Origin of the sequence: Desulfospira joergensenii DSM 10085 (assembly GCF_000420085.1) — a bacterium.
GTDB classification, from domain to species: domain Bacteria; phylum Desulfobacterota; class Desulfobacteria; order Desulfobacterales; family Desulfobacteraceae; genus Desulfospira; species Desulfospira joergensenii.
The window spans coordinates 1923161-1935974 of record NZ_ATUG01000002.1; the positions used below are offsets into that span (position 1 = coordinate 1923161).

Annotated in this window: 12 protein-coding genes; 6 read left to right on the forward strand and 6 right to left on the reverse strand. The window is 51.7% G+C overall.

All coding sequences use genetic code 11. The features are described 5' to 3' along the window. Nucleotides 1-6: 6 nt before the first annotated feature. Nucleotides 7-1227 carry a M23 family metallopeptidase gene (locus F608_RS32935; RefSeq protein ID WP_033398945.1) on the reverse strand — a complete coding sequence of 407 codons (1221 nt, stop codon included), beginning with the start codon at nucleotides 1225-1227 and terminating at the stop codon, nucleotides 7-9. Nucleotides 1228-1737: 510 nt separating this feature from the next. Between F608_RS32935 and F608_RS0121555 the strand changes: the two genes are divergently transcribed. From F608_RS0121555 to F608_RS0121570, 3 genes are all read left to right on the forward strand, one after another. Beyond that, nucleotides 1738-2178, forward strand: coding sequence for an Hsp20/alpha crystallin family protein (locus F608_RS0121555; RefSeq protein ID WP_022667781.1), 441 nt, complete (start codon nucleotides 1738-1740; stop codon nucleotides 2176-2178). Nucleotides 2179-2217: 39 nt separating this feature from the next. Then, complete coding sequence (locus F608_RS0121560) at nucleotides 2218-2604, forward strand: Hsp20/alpha crystallin family protein (protein WP_022667782.1); 387 nt, start codon at nucleotides 2218-2220, stop codon at nucleotides 2602-2604. Nucleotides 2605-2887: 283 nt separating this feature from the next. Further along, complete coding sequence (locus F608_RS0121570; RefSeq protein ID WP_022667785.1) at nucleotides 2888-4405, forward strand: hypothetical protein; 1518 nt, start codon at nucleotides 2888-2890, stop codon at nucleotides 4403-4405. 293 nt (nucleotides 4406-4698) lie between these two features. Here F608_RS0121570 and F608_RS0121585 read toward each other — a convergent pair whose 3' ends face one another. Together F608_RS0121585 and F608_RS0121590 are read right to left on the reverse strand one after the other, a co-directional pair. After that, nucleotides 4699-5172 carry an L-2-amino-thiazoline-4-carboxylic acid hydrolase gene (locus F608_RS0121585; RefSeq protein ID WP_022667788.1) on the reverse strand — a complete coding sequence of 158 codons (474 nt, stop codon included), beginning with the start codon at nucleotides 5170-5172 and terminating at the stop codon, nucleotides 4699-4701. Nucleotides 5173-5227: 55 nt separating this feature from the next. Beyond that, nucleotides 5228-6217 carry a dipeptidase gene (locus F608_RS0121590; RefSeq protein ID WP_022667789.1) on the reverse strand — a complete coding sequence of 330 codons (990 nt, stop codon included), beginning with the start codon at nucleotides 6215-6217 and terminating at the stop codon, nucleotides 5228-5230. Between the two features lie 212 nt (nucleotides 6218-6429). Here F608_RS0121590 and F608_RS0121600 point away from each other — a divergent pair, with 212 nt between their 5' ends. Then, a complete protein-coding gene (locus F608_RS0121600) occupies nucleotides 6430-7254 on the forward strand; it encodes a nitroreductase family protein (protein ID WP_022667791.1) in 825 nt (274 codons plus the stop codon). Between the two features lie 5 nt (nucleotides 7255-7259). On the opposite strand, the gene F608_RS0121605 is transcribed toward F608_RS0121600, so the two are convergent. From F608_RS0121605 to F608_RS0121615, 3 genes are all read right to left on the reverse strand, one after another. Further along, entirely contained in the window at nucleotides 7260-8285 is a 1026-nt protein-coding gene (locus F608_RS0121605) for a B12-binding domain-containing radical SAM protein (RefSeq protein WP_022667792.1), read from the reverse strand. 124 nt (nucleotides 8286-8409) lie between these two features. Beyond that, complete coding sequence (locus F608_RS0121610) at nucleotides 8410-10548, reverse strand: xanthine dehydrogenase family protein molybdopterin-binding subunit (RefSeq protein ID WP_161626885.1); 2139 nt, start codon at nucleotides 10546-10548, stop codon at nucleotides 8410-8412. 15 nt (nucleotides 10549-10563) lie between these two features. Continuing rightward, nucleotides 10564-11025 carry a (2Fe-2S)-binding protein gene (locus F608_RS0121615; protein ID WP_022667794.1) on the reverse strand — a complete coding sequence of 154 codons (462 nt, stop codon included), beginning with the start codon at nucleotides 11023-11025 and terminating at the stop codon, nucleotides 10564-10566. A gap of 246 nt (nucleotides 11026-11271) precedes the next feature. On the opposite strand from F608_RS0121615, the gene F608_RS0121620 reads away from it, so the two are divergent. After that, nucleotides 11272-11886, forward strand: coding sequence for a TetR/AcrR family transcriptional regulator (locus tag F608_RS0121620; RefSeq protein WP_022667795.1), 615 nt, complete (start codon nucleotides 11272-11274; stop codon nucleotides 11884-11886). Further along, entirely contained in the window at nucleotides 11887-12762 is an 876-nt protein-coding gene (locus F608_RS0121625) for an alpha/beta fold hydrolase (protein WP_022667796.1), read from the forward strand. Nucleotides 12763-12814: the final 52 nt, after the last annotated feature.

The following is a 12814-nucleotide window of genomic DNA, read 5'->3' on the forward strand; positions in this document are numbered from 1 at the left end:
AAAAGATCAAGATTGGGCGGTTTCCTTTGACGGATCAGCAGCGGCAATCATCTTTTTGAACAATATTTCGGTTCTTGCCAGAAATCGATCCATTTCCCGGGGACTCACCGGTGCGCCAGAGGGACATTTATAGGTGAGGGGGTTCACCGGATTCCCATTCCGGATCATCCGGAAACAAAGATGGGGACCTGTTGCATACCCTGTCATTCCCACATATCCGATGACCTCTCCCTGGGCGATTTTCCGGTTTCTTTTCATGCTCCGGGCAAATTTATTCATATGGTAATATCGAGTGGTGTATCCCCCGCAGTGGCGGATGACCATGAAATTGCCCATGCTTTTGCTGTATCCGAATCTCTGGATCACCCCGTCTCCCACGGATTTGACGGGGGTTCCTATGGGTGCTGCATAATCTATGGCCGGATGGGGCCTGTATTTTTTCAACAGGGGGTGCATCCTCTTCAGGGTAAAAGTGGATGAAATTCTTGAAAAGGCAAGGGGAGCCTTTAGAAATGCCTTTTGAAGGGAATCCCCATTTTCATCATAATATCCCTGAACTCCATTTGAATCCTCATGTAAAAAGGCCTTGAAAGTACGGCCCTTATTGGTAAAGAAAGCTGCCTCCACCTTTCCATAGCCCAGAAGGTTTCCCTCATGATATTTTTTCTCCACAAGGACCTGGAATCGGTCTCCGGCCCGGATGTCTCGGATGAAATCAATATCCCAGGCAAAAATATCGGCCAGCTTCCAGGCCAGTTCGATTTCTTCCCCTGATTTTCTGACGGCCTCAAACAGGCTGGACGTGATCACAGCAGAGATGGTCTCTGTTTTGACATTGTACTCAAGGGGAGCCTTTTGGATGGAAAATTGCTTGTTTTTCTTCTCAATGACCAGTTTGTTTTCCCGGTCTATTCTATATTCAAATCCAATCAATTGACCTTCCTGGAGAAAGATCTTGTAGGGCTGCCCCTTTCTGAGCCGGCTCAAGGGAAAGATATCATTGCTCCGGCGGCTGATTGCATAGATGGTTTTCAGGGGAAGATATGGGGCCAGCAGGGAAGATGCGGTACTTCCGGGACTGACAACCCCTTTTACAATCTGAATATCCAGGGGAGCCGACTGGGACGGGGGAGAGACCAGGGAGTGGGATTCGGAAACATCGGAAACCGCCGGTGTCATAAAAAGGGTGAGGAAAAAAAGGGCTGTTGCAAATTTATTGGCAGGCATGATCAATGGCTCCTTTGGGACATAAAAATTAAAATGGAATGGTCTGGTTTCCGCATTTTCCAAGTCTGTCTGCCGAACAAGAAGTTCAACTTTTATGCCAGCCGGGGGCCTGGCCCAAAGCATGGATCAAATAGGGGGCTTTGATCCGGTTTCTCCATATTGGATCTTCCTCTCCTGTCGATTTTACTGGTTAAATTTAACCAAATCTGGCCTTATACGATTAAAATTATCATGGGCCTTGCGTGAAAAAAACAGACTCCTCAGTAAAACCGGATCTCCATTCCCCCTCTGTCTTTGACCGGTTTATTAAAACTCGCTCATTTGTTTTTGGCACTTTTTATTTATCTTTCGGGGAGTATCTATTACTAAATAAAAAAAAATTAAATAATAATGAAAATGTTATTGACATGGTATTTTTCATGCCTAATTTAGGTCTGAATGGAAGCCGGGAAAAGCCCATAAAGCATCCAGGTCCAGGCTTTAAATCACATCATTAAAGGAGGAAGAATTATGTTTACAAGATTTAGTGACATCGACAGATTGTTCGGGACCATGAATCTTCTTCAGAAAAAATTGGACAATCTTTACAGCGATTATGGGAAACCATCCACCTACAGATGGTCATTGGAGGAAACCTCACCCCGGACAAATCTCTATGAAAACGGCGATAATTTTGAAATCAGAGCAGAAGTTCCAGGGCTTGAAAAAGATGATCTGAACGTGAGAATCCAGGGGAACTACCTTGAAATCAGCGGCACCAGAGGTTCAGATGCCCCGGAAGGGTACAAGGCCCACAAAAGGGAAAGAGGAATCGGTTCTTTTTCAAGAAGCTTTACCCTGCCCGCCGACGTTGATTCTTCCAAGGTTGAAGCCACACTCAAAGACGGAATTCTCTATCTTTCTTTGCCGAAATCAGAGGCGGCAAAACCAAAGAAAATCACGGTCGGTTAAAAAAACGGCAGAAAATTTTTTGTTAAAAGGAGGTTTGTCATGGATAAGAGTCAGGAAATAGCCAAGAGAGACGAAAAAAATATTGAAAAAACCAGGGAAGTATACGAGATAATCCCGGCTGTTGACATCTATGAAAATGATGACGAGATCCTGCTCCATGCGGATATGCCGGGGGTCGTCAAGGAAAATGTCTCCGTGAACATCGACAACGGCACATTGTCATTGTCCGGGATCAGAAAATTAAAGACAGATGGTGCGGCATCCTGGGAGGAGTTTACAGATGCGGAATATACCAGGAGGTTTTCCGTACCCCAGACCATTGATGTCGAACGGGTGGAGGCCGAACTCAAAGACGGGGTGTTGAGACTTCACCTGCCCAAATCCGAGTCAGCCAGACCCCGGCAGATAGAGATCAAAACCGCTTAGCCATATGTGGATATGCCATCCCACCCGGAGACGGTCCGCCCATTGGCCGATCCTGGGCCCAAAAGGCCTTCTCCGGGTGGGTTTCTATTTTTTCTTCCCTGGAGATCTTCCGGGTTGACATTCCCAGGTATTCTTTCTGGACAACTTGAAACCCTTTGGGATTTATGCAAAGGTGGTCCTGGCAATTGATCCTGTTCTGATCTTTTCATTCTGTCTGGCCGGACCTGATAAACGCAATTGCCCTTTGTTTTCATATCTATAGGTTGTATCGGGAGGATAATGCATGGGAACTTCATGGAAGATTGGGTTTGCCGGTACGGACGGCCGGACGCTGCTTTCCGCGCTTACGGTCTCCACCTCAAAGGGCAGCGATGATCCTGATGTTTATCGCGGAATCGTCATCCGGGGCACCCCGGCCATGCCCGGGTTTGCCCGGGACATCATGGACTGGGATGTCGGGTTTGTTAAAACCGAAGACAACTCTGTTGAAGAATATGTCCGGGCCATTGAGGCGGCCTTTGCCGCAGGAGAACTGGATTACGTGATTCCCATGCCCGAATCCCTCCTGCTCAACGGCATCGTGGACCGGATGGAGGAAAAGGGGCTGGGAGAACGGGTGGCCGGGCTCAACCGGGCAGGTTCTTATATTGAAGGGGACAAAATCCGATGCAAGGAGTTCTGTGAAAGGGCCGGCATCCCCGTGGCCCATGCCTGGTCCGTGGCCGATGCAAGATCCTTTTCCCAGGTTTCCCGGATCGTTCTGAATTATCTTCACGCCCACGGGGGGGCCGTGCTCAAGTTCCCTTACAGCGCCGGCGGAAAAGGGGCCCGGATTATTTTAGATGCCTGGGAAATCAGGCAGGTCTACGATGAACTGGTCCGGGATTATAAAAAAGCCTATAAACGGATGTTCAAGAACCGGGAATGGCCCGTTTTAATCGAGTCCCGGATGTCCGGGGTGGAGATCAGCTTTACCCTCCTGGTGGACGGGCAGGGGGGCTTTTGCATCCTTCCCACGGCCATGGATTATCCCGAGAGATTCCAAGGTCCTGCATCCTCTGCCAATCCCATTACCGGGGGCATGGGCTCCATCTCCCCCCATCCCTTTGAATCGGAAAGTCTCATGGAACTGGTCCGGGAATCCATTGCCCTTCCCCTGGTCCGTGCCCTGAAACAGGAGGGTCTGCTTCGGCCCTGCATCCTCTATCCCGGCTGTTTTGTTTCCATGGAAAGGACGGCCCAGGGAATCCTGCCCAGGGCCATCCGGGTCTGTGAAATCAATATCCGGCCCGGGGAACCCGAGTTCCAGGCCGTCATCAGAAGGATCAAAAATCCGGGGCAGCTGTTCTCTGCCATGTTCCGGGAGGAGCTGGACCGGGTGGAGCCGGAGATTAGGGAAGACCAGATCTGTATGACAACGGCCCTGGTGACGGGTCCGGGCGGGCCCGACGGCCAGAAGGGATATCCCTGGCGGGTGACGAGGAATGAGAAGCTTGAGATGGATTTTTCCTACCTCAAAAAAAAGAGGCTTCTTTTGATCCCTTCTGCCATGGGGGTTTCCCATGAGAAAGGATTCATCTCCGACGGAACCCGGGTGGCCTATCTTGTTTTGAACGGCTCCGTGGGAAAGGGAGGTTCCAGGGCCGAAACCGCCCAAAAAATGATGAACCGGGTGAAGACTGCCTTTGGAGGCGGCCGGATCCGGGTGATCCCCCGGGAAGATCCGGACGGCAACCGCCTGGCCATGAGGGCCGATATCGGAAGCCATTTTTTATCTGCCCGGGATATCTTTTCGGAATGAGAATCTGAATCAGATCCCCCGGGTCCAGGAAAGGTGCTGGGTTACGGCCTTTTATACATTGTCTTGTCCATTATAGGGAATCTCAAAATAAAATTCCGATTATCGCCGGGAGGAGCAAAGATTTTGCGCTCATTCTCGAAAATCATCCATGATCTTTTCCGGAGAGGGATTCCTTCTCCTGTGGCGCCCTGCCGCCCGAAGGCATCCAATCCGCGAAAACCTTCGCTCCTCCCTGGAACTGCCCAGAGTCCAGATATACGATAAAAATAAAGGGACATATTTTTGAGAACAGTTTAGCTGTCCTGTTCAAGGGTAAACCTGAAGTCACAATATGGAGCCCCCTCCATGAGGGTCTGATGCCTTTCAAACCGGATGTCGGCATTAAATCCCTCTGCAAAGGGTTTGTCTCTACAGCAGGAAAGGCAGGTCCCGAATTCTTCCATCCCCAGCTCCCGGTAGCGTTCCGCATACATGCACCGGGTCACGTTAAAGACATAGGAGGTTTCGGTCAGCTCAATGATCTCCTCTTCCAGGGCGCCTCCCTCTGCCCAGCTGGAGACGATTTCAGCCAGATCCGCCATGGTGTTGCTCCCCCTTTCCTTTGCACAGGTTTCCCCATAGCTCCTGCTCATCTTCTCATGGGTCTGCTGAACCACTGCTTTGGCAGAATCGAGTCCTATTTTTTCACCAAACGCCTTGATCACCGGAACCAGGGCAGACGCTTCGATAACCCTTTGCTCGATCAGATTGACTCTATCTATTCTCATCTTGGTTTCCTTTGTTCATTGATTTTACCGGCTGGTTTATCCATCCAAGAACCCATCAGGCTTTCCAGACCTCGGAAAAGACCCTCATGATGTTTTCTCCCATGATCTTCTTCACATCGGCTTCATTATATCCACGGTCAAGAAGGGCATGGGTGATGTTCGGAAAATCAGCCGAAGATTCAATCCCTTTTGGATTTTTCAGGGGATGATTCAGATTCAGGGCAGGACCTTTTCGGGATTTGCCGGTGAGAATCCAGTCAAACCATTGCTTTGGCTGGTTTTCTGTGAAATCGGTCCCCACGGCAATATGATCCGGACCGATCATATCGGTCATATGGTCGATGACGTCGATGTAGTCGCTGAGAATGGAGTCGTTCCCGGCCGGGAGAAAGGGGGGAAAGATGGTCGCTCCGACCACCCCGCCTTTTTGGGCAACCGCTTTCAGTGCCTTGTCCGGCTTGTTCCGGGGATGATCACACAGACTTTTGGGATTGGCATGGGTAAAGACAATCGGTTTTTCAGAGGCTTCAATGGCTTCAAGGGTCGTCCGATGTCCCACATGGGACAGATCAATGAGAATTCCCAACCGGTTCATCTCTTCGATCACCTCCAGCCCGAATGAGGTGAGTCCGGCATCCAGCCTTTCAAGGCAACCCTGGCCGACCAGGTTCCCTTCCATGTAAGTCAGCTGCATCACCCGGACGCCCAGGCCATGGAAGATCGACAGCAGATCAAGGTCATCTTCAATGGCAGAGGTGTTTTGAAAACCCAGAATGATTCCGGTTCGGTCGGATTCTTTGGCCGCCTGAATGTCGGAGACTTTATGAACCGGCAGGATGAGATCCGAATACCTGTCAAAAGCCCTCTGCCACCAGGCGATGTTTTTCACGGTCCCACGAAAATTTTCCAGAATGGAACAGGTGCAGTTCACGGCGGTCAGACCCCCGAGGCGCATATTTTTAAAAACGCTTTCACTCCAGCGGCTGATTTCCAGACAATCGATCACAAGGGCTTCCCCGTGAAGCGCTTTGGCTTTTTGATCCACTTTGAATGACTCCTTTAATTTGACCCGGTTATCCCCCGGTTCCGGGCCGGTTGGCAGCGCAATCTTTCCTTTTTACCCAATAACGGGTAAAAAAAATAGAAAAATTTGAAGTTGGCCTTTATTCCTGTTTTTGAAGCCGGGGCCCTTGAATCTTTGGGCTTCAACGGTTAAAACCGGATAAAAGATAGAAAATTACAAAACGGAGGAAAAATATGAGCCTGTTCAAGATCGACCTGGATAGATGTGATAAAGACGGGATCTGTGCCATTGAATGCCCGGCCCATATCATTCGAATGGGCCCGGAAGGGCCGGTTCCCGTTGCCGGGGCCGAGGAGGCCTGTATCCGGTGCGGCCATTGCGTGGCTGTCTGCCCTAAAGGGGCTTTTTGCCTGGACTTTCTTTCCCCGGACCAGTGCATGCCCCTTGAAAAGGAGTGGGTCCTTGGTGAGGAACGGGTCGAGCATTTTTTACGGTCCCGCAGGTCCATCCGGCGGTACAAGGATAAATCCGTACCCCGGAACATCTTTGAGAAAGCCCTGGGTATTGCCTGCTGCGCCCCCACAGGGAGCAACCGGCAGCCGGTGAAATGGCTTGTAGTGGATAAAAAAGAGGATGTGGCAAAGATCGCGGGTCAGGTCATCGACTGGATGCGGTACATGGTAAAGGAAATGCCCGAAGTCGCCCGTACCCTGAATATGGAAATCCTGGTGGCCCAATGGGATAAGGGGATCGACAGGATATGCCGGGATGCCCCTTTTATGGTGTTTGCCCATGCGGCCAGTGAAATCGGCAGTGCCGGTGCGGACTGCCATACGGCCCTGGCCTACCTGGAACTGGCCCTGACCGGTTTCGGCCTGGGAAGCTGCTGGGCCGGATATGTAAACTATGCGGCCGGTCATTGGCCGGATCTGAAAAAGACATTAAATCTGCCCAGGGATCATTCCTGCCACGGGGCACTCATGGTGGGGTATCCAAAGTTCAGATATGAGCGGGCCCCCAAAAGGAATCCGCCAGATATCCATTATCTTGGGAGATAAGAGGGTCAGACGACCTGCCGGCGGAGGTCGTGAAAGATCTCCTCAAAGGATCCATTGCTGTCCCGGATCTTTTGGGCCTGTTTTTCAACGAACCGGTATTGAAGCTCGTTTTCCATGTCTGCCAGGCGGTGGTAGTATCCCAGCCGTCTTCCCAGGATAAAATTAGTCTGCCTGTCCGGGGGAAGACCCAGGAAATGATCCAGGACGGCCAGGAGCCGCTCTTTGTCTTGGGGCAGCTGCCCCCGGATTTCCAGGAGCAGGTCCACGGCGTGGTGGTTGGCGTAGTGGCTGTTAATGGTTTCAAGGTTTTCCAGGATCGTCCTCTGCTCGGCAATGATCTCGGCCTCGGACAGCAGACTGAATTTTCCTTCATTCATCTCCTGTTCCAGGCCGGAACCGGGCTTGATCCCGATGGTGAGCACCCGGATATGATCCGGGTTGACCCGGTTGAGGACCCGGGCGGTTTCTTGGGCGTGGTCCCGGGAGAGTTCTTTTCCCCCCAGCCCCAGGATGATGAACTGGGTGGTATGCATGCCCGCCTCCCGGGCCATTTGGGCGGTCTGGATAATCATCTCCGGGGTAATGCCCTTTTGAACCCTCTTGAGAACCCTGCCCGAGCCGGATTCCATTCCGCAGTAAAGCTTGTTGAGCCCGGCCCCGGCGATTTCCTTCATTTCCAGGGCGGATTTTTCCGCCATGGTCCGGGCCCGGCCGTAGGAGCTGATCTGCTTCAGGGAAGGAAACGCGGTTTTTAATTCTGTAAGGATCTGGATCAAATCCCCGGTATCCATGACAAAGCTGTCCCCGTCCTGGAGAAAACAGGTTTCAAAGGGATGACCCTTGAAGTACTCCCTGGCGGCCCGGATATCCTTTTTGATATCCTTTGGGGATCTTATGGAAAACTTCATTCCCTTGTACAGGGTGCAGAAGGTGCAGGCTGTCCAGGGGCATCCCCGGGTGGTGCGGATCAGCAGGCTGTCCGCCTCATCCACGGGTCTGATGGGGCCGGTTTCAAAGGGCATGGATCTCATGGGATCTCCGGGGAAATTTGAATAGGGGTATTATGGTTATCTGCCTTGCCATTTTTCTAAGATAACCCTGGATCATGGATTGTAAACCCGCATTATGGATCCAGCGGAGAATCAGAGGCTGCCCTTATCCCCTCTTTTTCAGCAGCTCGCGGTTAAAGGGCAGTTCCCTGAGCCTGACCCCGGTTGCCCGGAACACGGCATTTCCCACGGCAGGCGCCACCGACGGGAAAACAGGCTCTCCAACGCCCCCGGCCTTGAGATTGTTCTGTGCAATATGCACCTCTATTTCCGGTACTTCGGCCATGGTCAATACAGGATATTCACTGAAATTGGATGTTTTCACACCACCGCCGGCAAAGTTTATCTTTTCATAAAAGGCCACACTCAAGCCCATGACAACACCGGCCTCGGCCTGTGCCCGGATCGCATCCGGGTATACGGCCGTACCGCAGTCTATGGCGCATACCATTCTGTGGACCGTGATATTCCCCTTATTGTCCACCGAGACCTCTGCCATGTGGGCGGCAAAGGATTCAAAACAAGAGGCTACGGCGATTCCCCTTGCCCTGCCTATGGGAGCGGGATTTTTCCATCCGCCCTTATCCGCGACCAGGGAGAGAACCTCTTGGGCCCTGGAGCCTTTTTCCATGTGTTCCAGACGGAATTCAAGGGGATCTTTTCCCGCGGCATGGGCCAGTTCGTCCATAAAGGATTCGACGATGAAGGTATTGAGGGAATATCCAACGGACCGCCACCATCCCACAGAGATGGGAAGCTCAACCATTACGTACTCCACAAGCTGGTTGGGTATTGAATAGACCATGTCCCTGACACCGGAAACCGCATCCGGGTCAATCCCGTTTTCAATGTACTGGGGCATCAGCCGTTTCATGACTGACTGGGCCGCAATCTTGTGGGACCAGGCCGTAATCCGGCCGTCCTGATCCAGCCCAGCCCTGATGCGGCTCTGGTTGGCCGGGCGGAAATAGTCGTTACGGAACTCATCTTCCCGGGTATTCACGACCTTTACCGGACGGTCCAGGGCTTTGGAAAGCAGGACTGCATCAATCACCGGATCCGGTTCCCCGCGCAGTCCGAATCCGCCTCCGGCGGGAAGGATCATGACATCTACTTTTTCAGGGGGCAGGCCGGTGAGCCTGGATGCCGTCATCTGTGCCAGGGTCGCTCCCTGGGTCGGTGCCCATATCCGGCAGCGCTCCTTTTCCACATGGGCGGTGCAGTTTGTCGGCTCCACCTGGGCATGGGAGATGTAATGAAGCCTATAGGATTGTTCCATGGTTTTGCTGGACTTCGCCAGTGCACTGCCTGCATCTCCGGTCTGTTTGGCCAGGCTGCCTTTTTTTTCCAGACTCTCTTGATAGAATTTGTCCAGGAATTCATCGTCCAAGCCGGGCAGGGTGGCTTTGGACCACTTTATCCCAAGGGCATCCCTGCCCGTCATGGCGGCCCAGGTTGTCTCGGCGCACACCGCGATCCGGTTGTTTTCCAGGGGCAGGACTTTGATCACACCTTTCACGGCCAGGGCCGCATCCAAGTCATAGGATTGCGGGGAGGCTCCGGTAAAAGGAGCCCGGGCCACGACCCCGATGCAGATTCCGGGCAGGGTAAAATCAATGCCGAAAACGGTTCTGCCCATCACCTTGTCCGGGATATCCAGCCGGTTTCTCCGGGTGCCCATGATGTGGTAGTCCTTTGGAGATTTAAGGGGCGGATCTTTTGGCACCTCAAATCTTGCGGCACCAGCGGCCAGCTGGCCGTAGCTCAGGGAATGGCCGTCTGGATGAATCACCCTGCCGTTTTTAGTGATACATTCTTCATGGGAAATTTCCCATTTTTCGGCAGCCGATTTCTTCAGCATCTGCCGGGAAGCCGCCCCGACCTTTCGCAGCATGTCCCACCGGTGGCGGATACTGGTGCTCCCCCCGGTGACCTGCATATGCCATACCGGGTCTTTAAAGGGGTCCGAAGCAAGGGCTGTTTTGACCCGGACCCTTTCCCAGGCAGCGTCCAGTTCATCGGCAATCACCATGGGAATACCGGTATGGGTTCCCTGGCCCAGGTTTGTCTGGCCGACCCATACGGTTATGGTGTCATCTTCTGCGATTTCAAGGAAAGCATGGGGTTTGAATGGGAGGCTGTCCGCCGCCTGGGCCGATGAGCAGTTAAACAGGTCCAGATCGCCTGAAACAACGCTTACGGCGATGACCAGGCTGCTCTTTTTTAAAAAGCTCCTTCTTGTCATCTTTGTCTCCATTTTTTATCCTCCCTGGTTTGCATTTATCCGGGCGGCCAGCAGGATCGCCTTTTTGATCCTGGGGTGGGACCCGCACCGGCAGATAACATTGTCCATGACTTCATTGATCAGCTCTTCAGAAGGGTTTTTCTCCCTGGACAGAAAATCGGCAGCCTGGAGCATGATTCCCGGCTGGCAGTATCCGCACTGGGGAACCTGTTTTTCGATCCATGCGACCTTTACCGGATGATTTTCAGGCAGGCCTTCAATGGTCGTGATTTCACTTTCAAGGACCTCTTCCACATTGACCACACAGGAGCGCCGGGCATCTCCGTCAATGAGAACCGTGCACATGCCGCATTCGGAAATGCCGCAGGTATATTTTACACTTGTAAACCCTAAACTCTCCCTCAGTACCCAGAGCAGCGGCGTGCCCGGGTCTGCATCCACCTTTCTTTTTGTCCCGTTTACCTTCAGCGTAATCATCTTCCCTCCTTGATTAAGGGTTTGGAAATTTGTGTGCCTGGTTTTAGACTTCTGACTATGATTTGACGATTCGATCATTCTGTTTTTTCAATTAGATAGGGGTACTTTAACACCCTGTTTTTATTTATGCCACCTGTTTTTGATGATTTTTTTATTGAACAAATATTCAATCAATGATAAACAACGGATTCGTTCGGATATGAGCGCAACAATTATCGTTCCGTTAAACGGGGAAGAAGAGGTCAAATGCCCAGAAGCATCAAAGCAAACCAAAAGATCAGACAGGAAAGAAAAGAGCGTATCCTCACGGGTGCCCTGGAACTTTTTGTGAGAAACGGGCTGACAGGAACAAAGATCAGCGATGTGGCCAGAAAGACAGAGATGTCCAACGGCTTGGTCTACCATTACTTTTCTTCAAAGGAGGAGATCTTCATTGAGTTGATCCGGGTGGCCATGGACCGGATGATTGCGGCATGCAAGGGCCTGGAATCTGCACCGCTTGGGCCCCGCGAAAAGATAAAATATGCCATGGATGAACTGGTTAAAACCATCCGGTCAAATCCCAGTGCATGCCTCTATCATGTTTTGATCACCCAGGCGGCAACCTTGGACAATATCCCGGATAAGGCCAAAGAGGCGATTAAAGCAAATCGCGGCAAACCCTATGAAGTCATCACCAGGATAATTTCCCAAGGCCAGAAACTGGGAACCATCCGGCAAGGGTGTGCAAAAGATCTGTCTTTTTTTTTCTGGAATACGGTCAACGGCCTGGCCATTCACCAGGCCATGTACGGCGATTCTGCACAAAGCCCGGAACTTGAACCCGTCTATCATCTGTTTTTTGATGAAAAAGGAGATTAAATGTCAGGCAGAAATACCATAAGAGTGGCAAAAACAACCTTGGGCCCCATTGAATATCTTGAAAGGGAGGATCCCGGAGACAGCTCAAAAGGGGTGATCCTGACCATTCATGGAGCCATGGGAGGATACGACCAGTCCGATATCCTGGGGCGGACAATCGGCCCGGAAGGGTATAGATACCTGTCCATTTCCAGGCCTGGATATTTAGGGACACCTTTACGGGGAAGGGAAGCACCGGAAGCCCAGGCCGATTTGATCGCTGCGTTTCTGGATTCCCTGGAACTGAAAGAGGCAATCGTGTTTGCCATATCCGGGGGCGGGTACTCTGCTTTGTACTTTGCCTTGCGGCATTTTGAACGCTGCAAAGCATTGGTTTTATGCTCCACCACCGGCGGGAAAAACGAGGTTCCCGTTCCCTTTGCCTTCCATGTGATGAAACTGCTGGCACGCATCCCTTTTTTTCCGGAGATGATGAAAAGAAAAATAGAAAAGGATGTGGAAGGCTCCCTGAAAAAGTCTGTATCCCATCCTGAAATTTTCGACCGTACGATTCAAAATCAAGAGGTTATGAGACTTTTTAAAGAGCTTTCCATGGGCACAATGAACCAAATGGCCAAACGCTTGCCGGGCACGGTCAATGATATCCAAATCACCCGGAGCCGGAATTATCCCTTAAAGGATATCAGGGTTCCGACACTGGTGATCCACGGGAGCGATGATCCCCTTGTCCCCTTCAGGGAACATGGTAGAAGACTGGCCCGTGAAATTCCGGGAGCCCGTCTCTACCTGGCCGAACAGGGAGAGCATGTGACCATTTTTACCCACCGCACTGAGGTGAAAAACGAAGTCTCCGATTTTTTGACAGATCTCTCCTGAGGATCCAGCCATGGCTCGGCTCTTGAATATGGCGGTATCGCATACTAAAAAG